The sequence below is a fragment of the Paenibacillus chibensis genome, assembly GCF_004001045.1.
Taxonomy (GTDB): Bacteria; Bacillota; Bacilli; order Paenibacillales; family Paenibacillaceae; genus Paenibacillus_AQ; species Paenibacillus_AQ chibensis.
On the sequence record NZ_BIMK01000030.1, the window covers coordinates 1 to 18,880 of the forward strand.

Annotated in this window: 14 protein-coding genes; 9 read left to right on the forward strand and 5 right to left on the reverse strand. The window is 53.5% G+C overall.

All coding sequences use genetic code 11. The annotated features are described in order from the left end of the window. Positions 1 to 44: 44 nt before the first annotated feature. The 3 genes from PCH05_RS19995 to PCH05_RS20005 form a co-directional block, all read right to left on the reverse strand. Positions 45 to 2,012 (reverse strand): methyl-accepting chemotaxis protein, encoded by a 1,968-nt coding sequence (locus PCH05_RS19995; protein WP_246049795.1) that lies wholly within the window; start codon positions 2,010 to 2,012, stop codon positions 45 to 47. Between the two features lie 212 nt (positions 2,013 to 2,224). Beyond that, entirely contained in the window at positions 2,225 to 3,016 is a 792-nt protein-coding gene (locus tag PCH05_RS20000) for an SDR family oxidoreductase (protein WP_127605148.1), read from the reverse strand. A gap of 116 nt (positions 3,017 to 3,132) precedes the next feature. Continuing rightward, the gene (locus PCH05_RS20005) at positions 3,133 to 4,323 is read right to left on the reverse strand and encodes a MalY/PatB family protein (protein WP_127605150.1); all 1,191 of its coding nucleotides are present in this window, start codon (positions 4,321 to 4,323) and stop codon (positions 3,133 to 3,135) included. A gap of 142 nt (positions 4,324 to 4,465) precedes the next feature. On the opposite strand from PCH05_RS20005, the gene PCH05_RS28120 reads away from it, so the two are divergent. Then, positions 4,466 to 4,630, forward strand: a complete 165-nt coding sequence (locus PCH05_RS28120; protein ID WP_326069296.1) for a TraX family protein — start codon at positions 4,466 to 4,468, stop codon at positions 4,628 to 4,630. Beyond that, a complete protein-coding gene (locus PCH05_RS20010) occupies positions 4,621 to 5,100 on the forward strand; it encodes a TraX family protein (protein ID WP_326069295.1) in 480 nt (159 codons plus the stop codon). The genes PCH05_RS28120 and PCH05_RS20010 overlap by 10 nt, the downstream gene beginning before the upstream one ends. A 9-nt stretch (positions 5,101 to 5,109) precedes the next feature. On the opposite strand, the gene PCH05_RS20015 is transcribed toward PCH05_RS20010, so the two are convergent. After that, a complete protein-coding gene (locus PCH05_RS20015) occupies positions 5,110 to 5,508 on the reverse strand; it encodes a hypothetical protein (protein ID WP_127605152.1) in 399 nt (132 codons plus the stop codon). Between the two features lie 134 nt (positions 5,509 to 5,642). Between PCH05_RS20015 and PCH05_RS20020 the strand changes: the two genes are divergently transcribed. Then, the gene (locus PCH05_RS20020) at positions 5,643 to 6,992 is read left to right on the forward strand and encodes an N-acyl-D-glucosamine 2-epimerase (RefSeq protein WP_127605154.1); all 1,350 of its coding nucleotides are present in this window, start codon (positions 5,643 to 5,645) and stop codon (positions 6,990 to 6,992) included. A 100-nt stretch (positions 6,993 to 7,092) separates the two neighbouring features. Here the strand turns inward: PCH05_RS20020 and PCH05_RS20025 are convergent, their stop codons facing one another. Further along, the gene (locus tag PCH05_RS20025; RefSeq protein ID WP_127605156.1) at positions 7,093 to 7,836 is read right to left on the reverse strand and encodes an SDR family NAD(P)-dependent oxidoreductase; all 744 of its coding nucleotides are present in this window, start codon (positions 7,834 to 7,836) and stop codon (positions 7,093 to 7,095) included. A 263-nt stretch (positions 7,837 to 8,099) separates the two neighbouring features. Between PCH05_RS20025 and PCH05_RS20030 the strand changes: the two genes are divergently transcribed. The 6 genes from PCH05_RS20030 (at position 8,100) to PCH05_RS20055 (ending at position 18,880) form a co-directional block, all read left to right on the forward strand. Continuing rightward, positions 8,100 to 8,645 (forward strand): glutathione peroxidase, encoded by a 546-nt coding sequence (locus PCH05_RS20030; RefSeq protein ID WP_127605158.1) that lies wholly within the window; start codon positions 8,100 to 8,102, stop codon positions 8,643 to 8,645. Between the two features lie 165 nt (positions 8,646 to 8,810). Further along, positions 8,811 to 9,857: a LacI family DNA-binding transcriptional regulator gene (locus tag PCH05_RS20035; protein ID WP_127605160.1), complete on the forward strand. Its 1,047-nt coding sequence runs from the start codon at positions 8,811 to 8,813 to the stop codon at positions 9,855 to 9,857. 105 nt (positions 9,858 to 9,962) lie between these two features. After that, positions 9,963 to 12,398, forward strand: coding sequence for a glycoside hydrolase family 94 protein (locus tag PCH05_RS20040; RefSeq protein WP_127605162.1), 2,436 nt, complete (start codon positions 9,963 to 9,965; stop codon positions 12,396 to 12,398). Positions 12,399 to 12,674: 276 nt separating this feature from the next. Further along, positions 12,675 to 15,830, forward strand: coding sequence for a PAS domain-containing hybrid sensor histidine kinase/response regulator (locus PCH05_RS20045; RefSeq protein ID WP_127605164.1), 3,156 nt, complete (start codon positions 12,675 to 12,677; stop codon positions 15,828 to 15,830). Positions 15,831 to 16,196: 366 nt separating this feature from the next. Continuing rightward, positions 16,197 to 17,843, forward strand: coding sequence for an extracellular solute-binding protein (locus PCH05_RS20050; protein ID WP_127605347.1), 1,647 nt, complete (start codon positions 16,197 to 16,199; stop codon positions 17,841 to 17,843). Positions 17,844 to 17,974: 131 nt separating this feature from the next. Beyond that, entirely contained in the window at positions 17,975 to 18,880 is a 906-nt protein-coding gene (locus PCH05_RS20055; protein ID WP_174806283.1) for an ABC transporter permease, read from the forward strand.

Sequence of the window (18,880 nt, forward strand, 5' to 3'; positions counted from 1 at the left end):
ACATGCGGGTCGGCCTTTTTTATTGCTCCTTTTGGCGACATCATTTATTTTTCCATTTTGAAACGGTCGATCATGGTCTGCATGTCTGTCGCCATTCGTGCGAGCCCTGCAGCGGAAGACGTGATCTCCTCCATCGATGCCAGCTGCTCTTGACTGGCGGCGTTCACGCGTTCAAAGGAATCGACCGTCTGACGGGAAATGCCGGCAACCTCGTGGATCGCCGCGGAGATTTCCTGGCTGCTCGCCGACATCTGCTCGGTTACCGCGGAAATGTCCTGAACCTGATCGGAGATCTGCTTCGCGGACTGCTCAATGTTCACGAAGGCTTCGAGCGCTTCGGCGGTCACGCCGAGCCCTTGATTCACATCGGCTTGGACTTTGTTTTTCATGACGTCGAATGCACTACCGATGAGCTCCGTCATTTGCACGATCGTTTGCTGAATGTCGGCGGCCGTAATGTTCGATTGGTCCGCCAGCTTGCGGACCTCATCCGCCACCACGGCGAAGCCCCGCCCATGCTCGCCTGCGCGCGCCGCTTCAATGGCGGCGTTCAGCGAGAGCAGATTCGTCTGCTTGGAGATTTCCGCAATGGCCGTGCTCATGGCGGCGATATTCGCACTGTGATCATGAAGCTGCTCCATCAGCTCGGCCGATTCCATCGTGGAATGCAGGATGGTGTCCATCTGTTCGCTGACTTGGCGGATTTTCCGGCTTCCTGCATGTACATCCTCTTCGGTACGGCCGGATGAATCCACGATCATGCCGGCGGATTCGGCGATTTTCTGGATACCGCGGGTCATTTCCTCAATGGTGCGGGCGGTTTCCTCTGTCGCCAGGGCCTGAATTTGGGCCCCTTCAGAGGATTCCGATACAAGATTGGATACGAGCTCTACCGATTGGGCATTCATCTCCGTGCTTGCATTCAGCTCCTCGCTGGAGGCGGCCAGCTGGCCGGACGTGTCGCCCATCTCGATAACCATGCGCCGCAAGGAGGCGACCATGCCGTTATAATTGCCGGCCAGCGTTCCGATCTCATCCTTGCGCTTTGTTAGCACTTGTTCGTCCAGATGACCTTCGCTGACGCGAATGGCTGAACGGTTCAGCTGCTCTATCGGGCGGGTTATACCGCGGATAATAAAGAACAGGAGCACCAAGACGATGGCGACCGAAATCACGAGGACGATGACGGATGTATAAAAAATAGGCGCGACGGCTTTATCGTATTCGCTGTCGGGAAGTACGCCCACGATCTTGAACGCGGTGCTGCTGTTCGTGGTGTAATATGCATGCTGAAGCACGTTCGTATCGGTATTGACGTATTCCAGGAAACCTTCGCGCTGGCGGCTCATGACCTCCAGCTGCGCGCCCTTGGATTGTTCTCCGGTTTGAAGAAGAGGATGCGACATCATGATGTTGTTGCGATCCATTAGATATAAATAGCCTTTGTTGCCGAGATGAATGTTTTTGACGATTTTGTCCAACTCTGCGATGCTGAGACTGAGATTGACGACGCCAAGGCGGTCAGGCAGGGTTTTGGAAATCGTCAGTACATATTTATGGGTACTGAACGAGACGGAGGGATCCGCAACCATCGCCTGGCTCGGGTATTTTTTGGCCAGGGTGTACCATGCGCGGGTTCGCGGATCAAACTCCTCCTGACCGGGATCCGGCGATTTCATCCAGGCGCCGTTGTCATTGCCGATGGATACCACTTCGATTTCCGGGTGCTGGGCCTTATAATCATTAATCAGCTTGCGTGCCTTTACGGAATGCTGATCGATATCTTCCGACGTGATCTGATTGGCTAGCTGGTTCACGTTGGAGACTTCCATTTGAACCATCGTGTCGATCAGCTTGTTCAGCAGCGTGACGCTCGACTGGGTCGTATCCTCCATTTTATCCTGCAGCTGGCTTTTCGCGCTGTTCGTGGCAAACAAGGCGATGACGATGTTGGGTATGATGACCATGAGACAGATGATGAGCATGAGCCTGCTTCGGAGTCTTTTGATCATGAATTTCTGCCAGACTCCCTTACGCTGATCTTTCAAAAAAATTCCCCCAGATGTTTTTTATATGTATAGTGATTCTCCATTTGCCTGAAATTGGAGAAACCTCTACTATATTTCGACAAAATGAGTCATTTTTTTCATAGCCTTTATCTAAATATTCAAAAAAAAAAGAGCCCGGGGGGCTCGGACTCTTTTTGGAGGAGATGCGCTGATGTTCAGCCCCTAAGCAATGATTCCGCCCCATCCACGTATATTTCGGTGCCCGTGACATGGGAGGATTCATCGGATGCCAGGAAAAGAACCAGGTTGGCAACCTGCTCAGGCTCGCCTGGTTTGTGCTCCAGAGGATGGCTTCCTTCCGGAAATTCCATGGGAATCTGGACCTTTTTCAGATCGTCGGAAGGATAGGTGCTATCGTCGATGTTCGTGTCGATCGCTCCGGGACAAACGGCATTCACCCTGATTTTGTAACGGGCAAGCTCCAGGGCCGCCATTTTCATGAATGCGACTTGTCCGGCCTTCGTCGACGAGTACGCCGAAAAGCCGATGCCGGAAAACACGCGGTTACCGTTGATGGAGCTGGTGATAATGACGCTGCCGCCTTTCTCCTTGAGCAGGGGAATCGCATATTTCACCGTCGCGAAGGTTCCGCGGAGATTGGTATGGATGGTCTGATCCCATTCCTCGATCTCCATCGTCTCAATGGGAGCCGTCGTGCCGTTGATGCCCGCATTGGCGAAGACGACATCGATCCGGGGCTCGAGCTCGGCGATGCGGTCAAATGCTTGCTTCACGTTCTCCGGCTTGGAGATGTCGCATGCGATGACCACCGCTTCGCCGCCCGCTGCCTTAATCCGCTCCTTGGTTTTCTCCGCGTGCTCCGGCGTCCGGTCGAGCATGTACACTTTGGCTCCATGCTCCGCGAAGCGGATGGCTGTCGCCTCACCAATCCCCGAGCCGCCTCCGGTGACGACGGCTATTTTTCCGGAAAGTCGTTGTTCTGCCATGGTAGATAACCTCCTTGGATGTCTTATACATATCAGTAGTTAAGTACCCTTATGGCATGAACTGAATCAAGACTCAATGACGGAGCAAGATGGTAGAGCCTGCGCCCTCCAAAGGATCAGGCGTTCTTTTGCTCCTGCCGCCACTCGGTAACGGCGCGATCGAGCCGTTTCATCGCCTCGACAACCGTGGCTTTGGAACACGCAATATTCATGCGCATAAAGCCTTCCCCGCCTTGCCCGAAAGCCGCTCCCTGATTGAAGGCAAGCTTGGCCCGGCTCAGCAGGAATGCCGCCGTTTCGTCCGGTGTCATGCCAAGCGCGCGGAAATCCAGCCACAGCAGGTAAGTGGCTTCCGGCCGCTGGGCTTTGATTTCAGGAATGCGCTCCTGCAGATAATCCAGGACGTAGTCGATATTGTGCTGCATATAGACAAGCGCTTCATCCAGCCACTCGGCTCCGCCCGTGTAGGCTGCTTCCGCGGCCGTGCTTCCAAGCGCGCTGATGGAACCTACATGGTACAGCTGGAGCGCTTTTTTGAACGTGTCGCGGATGTCCGGATCGGGAATAATGATATTGGACGTGTTCAGTCCGGCGATGTTGAAGGTTTTGCTTGGCGAGGTGCAGATGATCGAACGGCTGCGGGCCTGCTCCGATATGTTGGCAAGCGGTGTATGCTTCTGCTCCTCGTAAACGAGATCGGCATGGATTTCGTCGGACACGATCAGTACATGATGCTCGATGCACAGCTGCGTCAACGCTTCAAGCTCTAAGGCGCTCCATACCCGGCCCACCGGATTGTGCGGACTGCACAGAATGAGCATTTTGACTTGATCGCGGCTGAAGATCTGCTCCAGCGCTTCAAGATCCATGGCGTATTGTCCGTTCTCCTGCTTAAGCGGATTCAGGACAAGCTCACGTCCGTGATTCTGGACGACGCTGTGGAACGGTGGGTAGACCGGCGGCTGAATGACGATCTTGTCTCCCGGCTCGGTGAACGCCTGAACGGCGAAGCTGAGCGCAGGAACGACGCCCGGGCAGAATACGAGCCAATCCGTTTCGATCTCCCACTGGTGGCGCTGCTTCATCCAGTTTACGATCGACTGCTTGTAGGCGTCCGTTTGCATGGTATAGCCAAAAACCCCGTGCTCGACGCGCTTTTGCATGGCTTCGATAACCGATGGGGGGGATTCAAAATCCATGTCGGCCACCCACATGGGCAGGGCATCGGCTGTACCGAAGATTGTGTTCATTCCGTCCCATTTTTCAGAGCCCGTGAGGTTTCTTGTAATCTGTTTGTCAAAATTCAAAGTTGTGACCCTCCTTAAGGCGAGTTGATATGATTTCTTTTATGAATATATCATACCAGGAGCGGAACTTGGAGAAAGAGCTTGCACAAAGTAAAATAGAATGTAAGACAAAAGCCGGGCAGGCAAAAAGGAGGAAGGGCCGATGCAGCTGATCGCCATGCTGACCATGCTGGTGGACCACCTGGGCATGGTTTGGTTTGAAGGACAAACGTGGCTGCGCGTGATCGGCAGGATCGCTTTTCCGATTTATGCGTACGCTTTGGTTCAGGGGCATATATATATACAAGATCGAGAACGATGTATCTGACAAGACTGTTTGCGCTTGCGCTGCTGTCACAAATCCCGTATCAGCTGGCTTTGAATCCGCATGGCCTGAACGTGATCGCAACCTTGCTTATGGCTGCCATGGTCATGCAGCTTATGGATCAGACGCCGTCTTTATGGGTCAAAGGAAGCATGGTTATCGGAGCCGCGGCAATCATGCAGATTTTTCCCTTTGACTATGGCGCTTACGGATTGTTTATGGTGCTGATCTTCCGCTGGTTCCGAGGCGAGCGGCTGGTTGCTGCCCATCTGGCGCTCAATTTGCTGTATCTGCTGGCCTATGGACCTGGCGGGCTGGTACAGATGCTCAGCATCGCTCCAACATTGTTGATCGTTTATGGTCCGAACCTCTGGAAGCGGCTGGAGCAAATCCGGGTACGAAAATGGCTGTGGCGTTCATTTTATCCGGTGCATCTGGCCGCCTTGGCCGTATTAAAATGGGCGGAGCTGTAAGGTCATTGTTCAGCTCTTCGATTTGAGGCGCAGAGGGAATATGCCTTCGATTTTATTCAAAGGGAACAAAATGCGTGAAGGGAATTTCCCTTTGGATTCGACCTCGACAAAATCGCTTCCGATCTGGACCAGCCGTATGCTGGAAAATGCAGAGCCGGTGCTGAAGGTGGTGCGCAGGCCGACGCGGACCGAGCGGGGAGCTGGCTTGATATCGAATACCCGGATCGTCTGAAGACTTAAAGGGACGAACAGCTCTCCTTGCACCTGTATGAAATTGCATTTGAATACACGCTGCAGTCTTCCGGGTTCGAGTCCGAGGCCGGCGCCGTTGATTTCGACCAGGTGGCCTGTCAGCTGGGCCAGACGCTGCTGCAGCGTAATGTGATTCCTGAGCTTCAGTATAGACATGGAGCATCCCTCCGCTATGCATGGTTTGCTCTATTGTATGAGAAGGAATTTGGGCTGGTGCGGGGATTATGAATGTTAACGTATTTTTACGTGTACAGGGGCAAGACCCCTAGCTTCACAGAAAGGAGTAAGACGTGAGAAGCGAACCGGCAAGAGCCTGGGCCCTGGAGGGGCCGAGCATTCAAATCGATCCTTTGTTTCCTTATTATCTTAACCGTTCCGCAGACAGCATTGCTGAAGAAATACAGCTCGCGGGCTACGAAACCGTTCATTACTTCGTGGTGAATGAAAACCAAATCAATGCCGGACTGATCGACGCCTTTCATCGCAGAGACATTGCGGTCTGGGCACTGGTGCTCGGGAACGGGACGTTTTCAACCTCGCATTTACCGCCGGAATGGGCATCCTGGAAAATGGGACTCATCAAGGAACTGAATGATGGTTTTGAACGGTTTTCCCCATTTTCCGCGGAGTACGTCCAGTGGAAAAAGCAGGCTGTATCCAGGATGCTCCGCGAGTATCCGTTTGACGGCATCGAGATTGCCGAGCCTTATTTTCCCGAATGGGATGGCATCCGCCGCGGCGTATACGGGGATATTGGACCGGCGGCGCAGCAGGCATTTCATGAAAAGCACGGACTGTCCGTCCCTGAATTCGTGAACCGGTTTGCAGCCAATTATTATAAAAAAACGCCGGATACATACGCTAAATGGATTGATTTTCGCGTGGAGGCCGTGAATACGCTCATCGATGAAGTGATTAACGGCAGCGGCGGCGCGCGCGAGACCCGGCCGGACATTCTGGTCGCGACCTGGTCGCTCGCCGTGGACGGCGGGTCGGTGTCGACGCTGCGGCTGAAGGAATGGCAGGGGCTGGACGCGATCTCCATGATCGGCAAGGTCAAGCCGGATCTGCATGTGCTGCAGACGCATTGGCCGGACTGGATGAAGCGCAATCTCAAAGCGGATTACGCCAGCGGCTACGAGAGCTTTGCGGCACCGATCCGGGCCGCTTATCCCGACCTTCCGCTCGGCATCCAAGCGGATATCGGCTCAAGGGCGAACATGGTCAAGGATCGCTCATGGCTGAACCGTTTCCAGAACACGGTATATGACTTGGGTTATCATTCCTGGACGGCATATGAATACCATTTGGGCGGATACATGTACGATGATCCCCCCATACCGCTATCTGCCCGGATTCAAGGGGAGAACGAGGTGGTCATCTCCTTTAACAAGCGGGTCGATCAAGGTTCCAGAGGGAGGATTCTTCCGGAAAGCGTGGATAACCGGGATCAGGAAGCGATGGAGCCCGAGGAAAGCTCGGTGGACGGTAACCGGCTGCGTCTTCGGTTTCAGAGGCTGCCGGAAAAGAGGCCGTTTGAGGTGGAACTGCTGCAGGTGAAGGATGTACCGGCTTTATGGCATGTAAAAGGGAAAAGGACGAATGAAATACCCGCCGGAACCTGGATCAGCGTAGAGTGAGCTTGGTACAAACTCCGCAGCAGCACCGACTGCAAGACATTGAAAAAGCGTCCGGAGCTCAGCCAGCCTGGAAAGGCCATGAGCCGGACGCTTTTTTGGGTTATTGCGCGGTATATCCGCCATCGACCATCAGGCTGCTGCCCACCACGAAGGAGGCATCTTCGCTTGCCAGGAACAGGACGGCCTTGGCGACCTCTTCGGCGCTTCCGAGCCGTCCGATCGGGTGCAGATCGACGAGCTTCTGCTTCGCTTCCGGCGGCAGCACCTTGAGCAGCGGCGTATCGATGTATCCCGGGCAAACGGCATTGACGCGAATGCCGCGGCTGGCATACTGGATGCCCAGCGTTTGGGTAAGCATGACGACGCCGCCTTTGGATGAGCCGTATGCCGTAACGCCGGCCTTCGCGGCATGTCCGTGAATGGAGGCGGTGTTGATAACCGCGCCGCCCGTGCCTTGTTTGAGCATTTGAATGATGGCATATTTATCGGACAAAAATACGCCCGTCAGATTCACGTCCAGCGTACGCTGCCACTTTTCGAGCGAGAGCGAATCCGCCGGTTCGTCGTTGGCGACGCCCGCATTGGCGAACATAATATCGAGCTGGCCGAACGTATGCACCGTGCGCTCAATCAGCGCCTCGATATCCTTTTCCTCCGTGACGTCCACTTTGACGTAGATCGCGCGGTGGCCGTCATCCTGCAGCCGGTCCGCAACCTCCTGTCCCGCTTCGGAAAAATCGGCTATGACCACGTTGGCGCCTTCCTCTGCGAATAAACGCGCCGTCGCCTGGCCGATCCCGCTGGCTCCACCGGTAATGATGGCTGTCTTGCCGGATAATTTCATGGTCAACACTCCTTTTGGGTAGCAGTGAATAATATCGGGAGGCATCCAATCAGAGCTAAGCATGTTTCCCGAAAATGCATCGTTTATATATTACCCATTTTTCTAAAAATATCCTGATCGGCACCGCAAGTTGCATGTAAGAATGAAGCTGTGCTATATTTATATTGTTCAAAATATAATTTTATAAAATCAAAAAAAGAATCCAGGGAATTAAAATAAAAGGCTGCTGGCATATCCACTGGCCCTAAATGGAGGATCAAACAATGAGCGTATACGAATTCAAGGCAAGAAATATTCGCGGTCAAGAAAAAGCATTGTCTGAATATGAAGGCAAAGTGCTCCTGATAGCAAACACGGCGAGCGAATGCGGCTTTACCGCCCAGTATTCCGATTTGCAGAAGCTGCATGAAAAATATCAGGATCGCGGACTCGTCATCCTCGGATTCCCTTCCAACCAGTTCGGAGGGCAGGAGCCCGGCAGCAATGAGGAAGTCAACACGTTCTGCCAAATCAATTACGGCGTGACCTTCCCGCTGTTCGAAAAAGTCGATGTTCGCGGCGCGGACAAGCATCCCCTTTTCGCTTATCTCAGCGAGGAAGCGCCATTCCGCGGCTTTGACTTGAACGATTCGGAAGCCAAAATGCTGTCGATGTACATTCAGAAGGAGCAGCCGGAGCTGCTCGAAGGAAACGATATCAAATGGAATTTCACCAAATTCCTGGTTGACCGCAGCGGCAGCGTAGTGGATCGCTTCGAATCTCCCGTAAGTCCGCTCGACCTGGAGAACGCAATTGAAGCGCTGCTGTAATCCCATATGAAAACTGAAACACCTTGAGCCTGCTTGTTGGCTTCGGGTGTTTTTTATTTTTTTCGGCAGGAAAGACGATGTTCAATGAATCTGGTTATTGTCTTTTGCCCGCAGGTGAGGTTACAATTGGAAAATAAACGCGGTTTCACAAGAAGAGGAGATTCCATGCGCAGCGAAGACATTGCCAAACTGGCGGGGGTGTCCCGCAGCACCGTTTCCCGCGTCATCAACAACTATGCCAACGTCCCGGAGAAGACGCGCGCCAAGGTGATGAAGGTCATCGAGGAGAACCATTACGAGCCCAACACCTCCGCGCGGGTTCTTGCCGGCAAAGGCATGAACACCATCGGTCTTTTCGTGGTCAGCACCGCGGAACAGCATAATCCGAACCGCATTTACCAGAACAGCTATTTCGCCCCTTTCGTAGAAACCATCGTGGATACGTTGAACCGTCTCGGCTACTACGTGCTGATCCATACGGTTTATTCGGAGGATGATTTTCTCAAGGTCAAGCAGGCATTTCTGCAAAAGAGAATCGACGGGGGCATCATTGTCGGCACAGAGAAAAACGACGGTATGGTTCGTGCCATCGCGAAGCTGAAGCTCCCGTTCGTACTGATCGATTACGATATCGCGGAGCTGCTGGAGCACCGGCTCGACAAAGAATATGCCGCTGTCGTCAATTCGAAGGATTACGAAGGGGCAGCCATGGCCGTCCGGTATTTGATTGAACATGGCCATGAGCGGATCGGATTTGTCAGCGGAAGGTTGAATACGCTGTCGGGACGGGAACGCCGTCAGGCATTTGTGGACACCATGCAGGAGCATGGGCTGAAGGTGCCCGAGGAATGGATCGTCAACGGGCTGTTTATCCGGCAAAAGGCATATGCGGAAGTGAAACGGATGCTTCAAAACGATCGTCCCACGGCTATTTTCGCGGCCAACGACGAAATGGCGCTGGGAGCGATGGATGCCTGCAGGGAGCTGGGGCTTCGGATTCCCGGCGATATTTCCATCATCGGCTTCGATGATATCCCGATCGCTTCCCAGCTGTCACCCGCGCTCACCACGGTCCGGCTGCCCATTTACGAGATGTCGCAGGCAGCGGCGCAGCATGTTGTGGAGATGTGCGAGCAGGGCAGCGGCTCCTTCAGTACGATGAGCTTTCCAACCCGGCTGATGGTGCGGGAAACCTGTAAAAGTTTGAAATGAAATGAGTGAATGAAGGCAGCTTTCAGAGATAAGCCCGGTAACGGGCTTGATCATAGCGCAAAATAAACGCGCGTTCACATAATCGTTTGAGAGGGGAAACAGCGAATGAAGTACGGTTTTTTTGACGATGCCCGCAAAGAGTACGTTATCCAGACACCCAAGACGCCTTATCCGTGGATCAACTATTTGGGCACGAAAGATTTTTTCGGTTTGATGTCCAACACGGGCGGGGGATATGCCTTTTACAGGGATGCGCGTCTGCGCCGATTGACCCGGTACCGTTACAACAGCATTCCGGTCGATAACGGAGGGCGCTATTTTTACCTGTATGACGCCGGGGATTTCTGGACGCCAGGATGGATGCCGGTGAAGAAGGAACTGGATTTTTATGAATGCCGCCATGGGCTCGGCTACACCCGTATCACCGGGGAAAGGAACGGAATCCGCGCCGAACAGCTGGCTTTCGTTCCGCTCGAATATAACGGCGAAGTGCATCAGCTGACCGTAACGAACACCTCGGCGGCTCCCAAAAAGATCAAGCTGTTCTCCTTTATCGAATTTTGCCTGTGGAACGCCTACGATGACATGACCAACTTTCAGCGCAATTTAAGCACAGGCGAGGTAGAAGTAAAGGGATCGGTCATTTATCACAAAACGGAGTACCGGGAGCGGCGCAATCACTACGCCTTTTTCGCGGTGAACCGGGAGATCGCGGGCTTCGATACGGACCGGGAGTCCTTCCTCGGTCTGTATAACGGCCTCGAGGCGCCGCAAACCGTTGCCGCCGGCAAGTCCGCCAATTCCGTTGCCAGCGGCTGGTCGCCGGTCGCTTCGCACTGCGTGGAGATAGAGCTGGCGCCGGGTGAGTCGACATCCCTGAATTTCGTGCTGGGCTATGTGGAAAATCCGGAAGAGGATAAATGGGAAGCGCTGGGAGTGATCAACAAAATCCGCGCCGAAGCCATGATCGCACGCTTCGCGGATGATGCGGGCGTTCAGGATGCGATGGATGAACTGGAGGAATATTGGAGCCGTTTGCTGTCCAAATACATGATTCAAAGTCGTGACGACAAGCTGAACCGCATGGTGAACATCTGGAATCCGTATCAGTGCATGGTGACGTTCAACATGTCGCGCTCGGCATCCTACTTCGAATCCGGGATCGGGCGGGGCATGGGCTTCCGTGATTCGAATCAGGATTTGCTCGGCTTCGTCCATCAGATTCCGGAGCGGGCCAGGGAGCGCATTCTGGATATCGCTTCGACCCAGTTTGAAAACGGCGGCGCGTATCACCAGTACCAGCCTTTGACCAAACAAGGGAACAACGAGGTCGGAGGCGGCTTCAATGACGATCCACTGTGGCTTATCGTGGGAACGGCGGCTTACATCAAAGAAACGGGAGACTTCGCCATCCTGGATGAGCAGGTACCTTTTGACTGCAATCCTGCCAATACGGCGACGCTGTTCGAGCATCTGAAACGCTCCTTCTACCACGTGATTGAGAATCTAGGACCACATGGTCTGCCGCTCATCGGGCGTGCGGACTGGAATGATTGCCTGAATCTGAACTGCTTCTCCGACGTGCCCGACGAATCGTTCCAGACGACGCAGCATATTGAAGGACGGACGGCAGAATCCGTCTTTATCGCCGGATTATTCGTCTTTGCCGGACCGGAATTTGCGGAGCTGTGCAGACGTCGCGGCTTGGCCGAGGAAGCGTCTGCGGCGGAGAAGCATATCCAAACGATGCGGGAGAAGACGCTGGAACACGGCTTCGACGGCGATTGGTTCCTGCGCGCTTACGATCATTACGGACAAAAGGTCGGCAGCAAGGAGTGCGACGAAGGGCAAATCTTTATCGAGCCGCAGGGCTTCTGCGTGATGGCCGGCATCGGGGTAGAGGAAGGGCTGGCTAAGAAAGCGCTCGATTCTGTAGCGGAAAGGCTGGAAACGCCATACGGAATCGTGCTGCAAAATCCGCCTTATTCGAAATATTATATCAATCTCGGGGAAATCTCCTCGTATCCGCCGGGGTACAAAGAGAACGCGGGCATTTTCTGCCACAACAATCCATGGGTCATGATGGCTGAAACCGTGATTGGCCGCGGTGATCGTGCTTTCGAGCTGTACCGGAAAATCGCGCCGGCTTATTTGGAAGAAATCAGCGAGATTCACCGCACAGAGCCTTATGTGTATTCGCAGATGATCGCCGGCAAGGATGCGGTCCGTCAGGGCGAGGCCAAAAACTCCTGGCTCACCGGAACGGCAGCATGGAATTTTGTGGCGATTACGCAGTCGATTCTGGGCATTCAACCCGACTATGACGGGCTCAAGGTCGATCCTTGCATCCCGGCGGGTTGGGAGGAGTATACCATTACGCGCGTATTCCGCGGCGACACGTACGTCATTCATATCACAAACCCGAACCATGCCAGTAAAGGGGTTGTTTCCGTAAGCGTGGACGGCAGTGCCGTTCAGGGAAATATCCTGCCTGTGTACGGTGACGGTCAAACGCATACGGTTGAAGTTGTGCTTGGTTAATCCGCCTTGAACCGAAGATCTCGACATATCGTACTTGAAAAGCAATCCGGGAGGGCTCCTTCCGGATTGCTTTTTTAATGGTCGCCGAGCGGCATGATAAATGTATTTTTATGATGATGATACAAAGCCAGACCATTGGGTTTATTGATATACATAGATAGGATCTGTTTGTTCCGGAGATTTATTTCTCCAATCGTTCTCGGGTGAGAGGGATTCAACCGATTGCCGCTATACATTTTGGGAGCATCCTACAAGTTAAAGCAAGGGGGACAAGCTGTGAATAACTCGCTTCAAAACGATATGTTTCAGCAAATATATAAGCATGTATCGGTTCCGCTGGCCATGGTTGACGCCGCTACAGGGCGGTGGGTGGCCGTCAGCAGCGTTCACGCTGCGATGCTGGGATATACGGAAACCGAAATGTTAACCGTGACAGAACCGGATTTGACGCATCCGGACGACAGAACGCTATCTCCGGCATATCTTGCCGAACGGCTGCAGGAATCTTCAGGTCAAAGCACCTGTCTTGATAAAAGATATATACATAAAGACGGACATGAAATCCGGGTAAAGCTGAACGTTTCTCTGGCCTATACCGGTAAAGAAGGAGATCCGGCTTATCTGGTCCAGGAAGCCGAGCTGCTGCCGGAGACCCTAACGGCGCAGGAGATTCCCGCCATGGATCCGGATATGCGGATTTTGTTCGAGAAAAATTCGGATCTTCTTTTCTCCTCGAGCAGCGCGGATGGCATTCTTCAGCAGGTTTCCCCATCGATGAAGCGTATTCTCGGTTATGAGCCCGAGGAGATGATCGGCCGGCACCGTGCGGATTTTTATCATCCGGATGACGCGGCGGACATGCTGAACGGGAGCGCTCTGTATTCGCTTGACAGTGTGCTCACCCGGCGTGTCCGGCATAAGGACGGTCATTACTTGTGGCTCGAGACGGCTTATCAAATTGTGCAGGACCAAGGCGGCAATATCAAGCGTATTCTGACGATCGGCCGCAATGTCAATGAACGGGTCGAAATGGCGCAGAAGCTTAAGCAGAGCGAGCAGGACTATAAGCTCATCATGGATTATTCGTTGGACTTTATTTCGCGGCATAAGGTTGACGAGGATCTGACCTTTATTTACGTTTCTCCGATATGCCGTAGCCTGCTGGGGTATGAACCGGAGGAAATGGTCGGGACATCGAGCCGCAGCTATATTCACCCGGACGATGTGAAGAAGGTTCGGCATCATTTGATTTCCGCGCTGGATATCGATTCTCCGGAGGCCTTTACTTTCCGCTTCCGCCGCAAAGACGGTACGTATATCTGGTTCGAAACCAACAGCCGGTATACCTATAACGTGAACGGAGAAGTGGAAGAGGTCATTTCGGTTTCCCGGGATATCACGGAGCGCAAGCAAATTGATCTTCAGCTGGAGGAGTACAAATCCTTATTCGAATACAACCCCGTAGGCGTAGCCTCTCTTGACCTGGAAGGCAATCTGCTGTCGGCGAACCGCGGCCAGGAGCTGCTGACGGGCTACACGGAGCAAGAAATGGTCCATAACCATTTCACGCCGCTGATCGACCCGGTCGACGTGGAGAAGACCGCTTACCATTTCAGTCTCGCGGCCAAAGGCAAGCCTCAGAGCTATGAAATCGGCCTGCGCCACCGGGACGGTCACCGGATTGAAGTGAGCGTCATTAACGTGCCGATTATTTTGCATGGAAACATTGTCGGCGTTTACGGCATTACCAGCGATATTACGGAGAGCAAAAAGCATTTGGAACAGATCGAGAAGCTGAGCTACGAGCACGCCCTTATTTTGAATTCGGTGTCCGAAGGCATCTTTGGGGTAGATCTGGATGGGCGGGCCGGCTTTATGAATCCCGCCGGGGCCCGAATGCTCGGATTCGGCGCGGGAGAATGGATAGGTCAGACATTCCTGGACATGCTGCAGCAAACCCGGGCGGACGGAAGCCATTATCAACCCAGGGAATCGCCCGTCATGACTGCGGTCCGGGAAGGGGTCGCCCTGTACAAGGAGGAGTCGGTATTCTGGCGGAAGGATGGGTCGAGCTTCCTGGCTTCGTACGGCGTCACGCCCCTGTTTGACAAAGGCGAGCGCATGGGCGCTGTCATCGTCTTTAACGACATCACCAACGAGAAGCAGATTCTTCGAGCCAAGGAATCGGCAGAACGCGCGGACCGGGCCAAATCGGAATTCATGGCCATTATGAGCCATGAGCTGCGAACGCCGATGAACGGAATTATCGGGATGATGGAGCTGCTTGCGGATTCACCGCTAAACGAGGAGCAGCGAAGCTATATGGACATCATCCGCCAGAGCAGCGAAGCGCTGCTGCAAATTTTGAACGAAATTTTGGATTTCAGCAAAATCGAAGCCGGGAAAATGGTGCTCAGCGACGACCCGATCCAGATCCGCTCAACGCTAAGCGGGGTGACCGAGCTGTTCACCGCCAAAGCCTTCGAAAAAAATCTCAAACTGACCCTGGACATATCAGCGGATATGCCGGAACTGATCCGTGGCGATGAAGGCCGGCTGAGACAGGTGCTGATTAATCTGGTCGGCAATGCAATTAAATTTACCGACGCGGGTCAAGTATCCGTCACGGCACGTGTCGCGAGCGACTCCGCCGAAGATGAATTGCAGCTGGAATTTTTCGTGAAGGATACGGGAATCGGAATTCCCTCGGATAAGCTCGATCAGCTGTTTCAATCCTTCTCCCAGCTGCATCCGGCCATCAACCGCAAATACGGGGGGACAGGCCTTGGCCTCTCGATCTGCAAAAAGCTCGTTGAACTGATGGGAGGATCCATCGGTGTCATTCAGGGCGGAGAGGAAGAGCAGGGAACGACGTTCTATTTCACCTTGAAAACGAGAGTTTGGACACCTGGGGAGCCGAATGAGATGAATGAGACGGAAGCGGATTCGGATGACAGCCAGGAGAAGGGGACGCTTGCCACTGGCGGCCTAGCCGCTCCATCGGGTTGTCCGGAGCTTCCGGAAAGGACGCTGCCGCCCTTCGGTCCGCTGCAGATCCTCGTGGTGGATGATCATCCGGTAAACCGCAAGCTGCTCACGACGGTGTTAAATAAGATGGGATACCATCCGGATACGGCGGAGAATGGACTCGAAGCGCTCCAGTCGGCCTCAGGCGATCGCTATGATTTGATATTCATGGATGTCCAGATGCCCGTCATGGACGGAATTGAATCGGCGCAGTTTATCCGCCGTCATGCCGGTCAAAAGAAGCGGCCCGTCATTATCGCCGTTACCGCGTTTGCCGGTACAGATAACCGCCGGATGTGTCTGGGGGCGGGAATGGATGACTTTATAAGCAAGCCGGTGCTGGTGAAGGATTTGGAGCGGGTGCTGGAAAAATGGGGAAATCTGGATCAGTCGCGGGAAATTTGAAGGAAAATTAAGCTGCCTTGAAGGTTATTTTCATCTTATTTTAAGAAAAGCCTCTTATAATAAACCCATACCCCTTTTATAATATATTGCTTGATGCCCCGGTGCCCGATGCGCCGGGGTCTGTTTTTTATATGCAAGGATACGAAAAAGCAGCTTCCGCTAACGGAAGCTGCCTTATTTATTTTTTACCGAAACCATCCAGATCCGTGTGAAGCAGCGTTTCCTGACGTCCCGCAACAGTTGTATACAGAAGTAAAGACCGGTATATAGCGTGCTTCTGCAAACGCTACCTATAATGAGGATAGAAGCAATCATGATCAAGTCGTTCAACAATGAGGAGGGTCTGACGTGCAGAACAGGCGAAAAATGGGATTGATTCTTGCCCTCATCCTGAGTCTCGGGATGACGGCATGCAGCGGCAAAACGGCGGAAACGAACCCGCCGGCGGCAAATGACGCGACAGAGAAGCAGGAGGCCGCAAAAGACCAGGGCGTCCTGGAGATTTCGACGGTGCGAGCGCAGGATCCGTATTTGAAGTTTGACGAGGGCGAGAGCTTCGATAAGAACGCCGTATACGATGCTTACGAAAAAGACATCGGCGTCAAAATCACGAACCAATGGGTCGTGGACGGGACCGTGGACGGGCCGCAATTTCAGGAGAAGCTGAAGATGGCGATCACGACCAACGACATTCCCGACTTCTTCCCGGCCACCCCGGCGCAGGTGCAGCAGCTGATCGAAGCGGATATGATCCAGGACCTGACCGGCGTGTACGACCAATACGCAAGTGACGAGACCAAGGAATTCATGCAAAAGGACGGCGGCCTGCAGATGAAATCCGGCACCTTCGACGGCAAGCTGATGGCGATTCCTCAGACGGGCAACCCGTTTGCGCCGCAGCTGGTATGGGTTCGTTCCGATTGGATGAAAAAGCTGAACCTGCCCGAGCCGAAAACGATGCAGGATCTGATGAACATCATGGAAGCCTTCGCGACGAAGGATCCGGGCGGCACGGGAAAATCTTACGGCCTTGCGCTGAACAAGAAATTCGATGAAGGCGCGCTCGGCATGGTCGGCTTCATGAACGGCTACCATGCGTACCTTAACCAGTGGATGGACGACGGCCAAGGCGGGCTCATGAACAGCGACATTCAGCCTGAGATGAAGGAAGCGCTGCGTGCGCTGCAGGATATGTTCAAGAAAGGCTTGATCGATCCGGAATTCACGGTCAAGGACATGCAGAAGGAATCGGAACTCATCTTCAGCAACAAGATCGGCGTGCTCTATGGCGCGGAATGGACGCCTGCCCATCTGGCCCAAGGGGCCGTGAAGGACGGCAAGGTCGTTCAGGATTGGAAAGTATACCGCCTTCCTTCCGTGGACGGCACGGAGGCTTCGACGCAGATTGAGCTGGGAACGGGCAGCTATTATGTCGTATCCAAAAAAGCCAAGCATCCGGAGGCGTTGATTAAGCTGCTGAACCAATGGATCGCTGTGGATAATCATCCGACGCCGGAGCAGAAGGTATACGAGTACGGCAAAGATCTCAAGGAAAAAGGCAATAACTACTGGCTCCTGAACCCGGTCATGGCCTTCAATCTATCGAGCAACAACGGGGAAGTGCTGCCGAAGGCGATCGAGACGAAGGATGCAAGCCTGGCGGTGACGAAGGACCAAAAAACGCGCTATGAACGGGCGATGAAATACGTGAACGGGGAAGACATCAGCATGTGGTGGGAATATCTCATTTCCGGCCCGAACGGCGCCGTATCCAATATTCCGTATTTGAAAGCGCATGACCTGTTCCATCAGAACAAGTTCTACGGCGCGCCGACGCCGACGATGGTGGAAAAACGCGAGATTCTAAACCGCAAACGCGACGAGATTTTCACGAAAATCATCATGAACCAGGTCTCCATCGACGAATTCGACAAGTTCGTGGCCGAGTGGAAGAAGTTGGGCGGAGACGACATCACGAAGGAAGTCAACGAATGGTACGCCAAAAGCAAGTAATCATGCGATCAGCATACATGAGCGTATTACCGCTTCGGCGGGAATGCCTCCAAGCTGCGGCCGCACGCGGGGAATCGGCAAGCTCCGATTCCCCCTTTTTTCTAATTTGACTCAGGGCAAGGTGATGCATAATGGTTCAGTTGACACGCAGAATGAGACGGGAATGGCCGCTGCATATCATGCTCATCCCCGGACTCGCCTTCATTATCATATTCAGCTATGTTCCGATGGCAGGCATTATGATGGCTTTTGAGAAGTACATTCCCACCAAGGGGCTGTTCGGGTCTCCGATGGTTGGATGGAAGAATTTCAAGTTTTTGATGGATTACCCGGACATCGGCCGGATCCTGTTCAATACCCTGTACATTGCCACGATGAAAATCATCGCCGGCCTGATCGTCCCGATCACGGTCGCGATTCTGTTAAACGAGCTGCGCAAGGAATGGATGAAGCGGGCATTCCAGACGATGGTTTATCTGCCCCACTTCCTGTCCTGGGTACTGCTGAGCGGGATCATCATCGACGTGCTGTCTCCGTCGACGGGCGTTCTGAACCAGATTCTCGGGCTGGTCGGCATCAAGCCTATTTTTTTTCTCGGCGACAATAAGTGGTTTCCGTATGTCATGGTCATAACGGACGTATGGAAGGAATTCGGCTTCAGCACGATCGTGTATTTGGCCGCATTGACCAACATCAACCCGTCCCTGTACGAAGCCTCGGATATCGACGGCGCGGGCCGCTGGAAGCAGACGCTTCATATCACCCTGCCTGGCATGATGCCGATTATCGTGCTGATGCTGACGCTGAATATCGGCAACGTGCTCAACGCGGGCTTTGATCAAATCTTCAACCTGTACAGCCCGCAGGTATACGAGAGCGGCGACGTGATCGATACATTCGTCTACCGGATGGGCATCGAGCAGGCGCAGTACGGCTTCGCGACGGCGGTCGGACTATTGAAGTCCATCGTTTCGTTCATTCTGATCTCCGTATCCTATATCTTGGCCTACCGCATCGCCAATTATCGTATTTTCTAG

Bases quoted from the DNA above. Each gene is read 5' to 3' on its own strand.
- PCH05_RS19995 (WP_246049795.1), bottom strand. From the start codon at position 2,012: ATGATCAAAAGACTCCGAAGCAGGCTCATGCTCATCATCTGTCTCATG.
- PCH05_RS20000 (WP_127605148.1), bottom strand. From the start codon at position 3,016: ATGGCAGAACAACGACTTTCCGGAAAAATAGCCGTCGTCACCGGAGGC.
- PCH05_RS28120 (WP_326069296.1), top strand. From the start codon at position 4,466: ATGCAGCTGATCGCCATGCTGACCATGCTGGTGGACCACCTGGGCATG.
- PCH05_RS20010 (WP_326069295.1), top strand. From the start codon at position 4,621: ATGTATCTGACAAGACTGTTTGCGCTTGCGCTGCTGTCACAAATCCCG.
- PCH05_RS20015 (WP_127605152.1), bottom strand. From the start codon at position 5,508: ATGTCTATACTGAAGCTCAGGAATCACATTACGCTGCAGCAGCGTCTG.
- PCH05_RS20025 (WP_127605156.1), bottom strand. From the start codon at position 7,836: ATGAAATTATCCGGCAAGACAGCCATCATTACCGGTGGAGCCAGCGGG.
- PCH05_RS20030 (WP_127605158.1), top strand. From the start codon at position 8,100: ATGAGCGTATACGAATTCAAGGCAAGAAATATTCGCGGTCAAGAAAAA.
- PCH05_RS20035 (WP_127605160.1), top strand. From the start codon at position 8,811: ATGCGCAGCGAAGACATTGCCAAACTGGCGGGGGTGTCCCGCAGCACC.
- PCH05_RS20040 (WP_127605162.1), top strand. From the start codon at position 9,963: ATGAAGTACGGTTTTTTTGACGATGCCCGCAAAGAGTACGTTATCCAG.
- PCH05_RS20050 (WP_127605347.1), top strand. From the start codon at position 16,197: ATGGGATTGATTCTTGCCCTCATCCTGAGTCTCGGGATGACGGCATGC.
- PCH05_RS20055 (WP_174806283.1), top strand. From the start codon at position 17,975: ATGGTTCAGTTGACACGCAGAATGAGACGGGAATGGCCGCTGCATATC.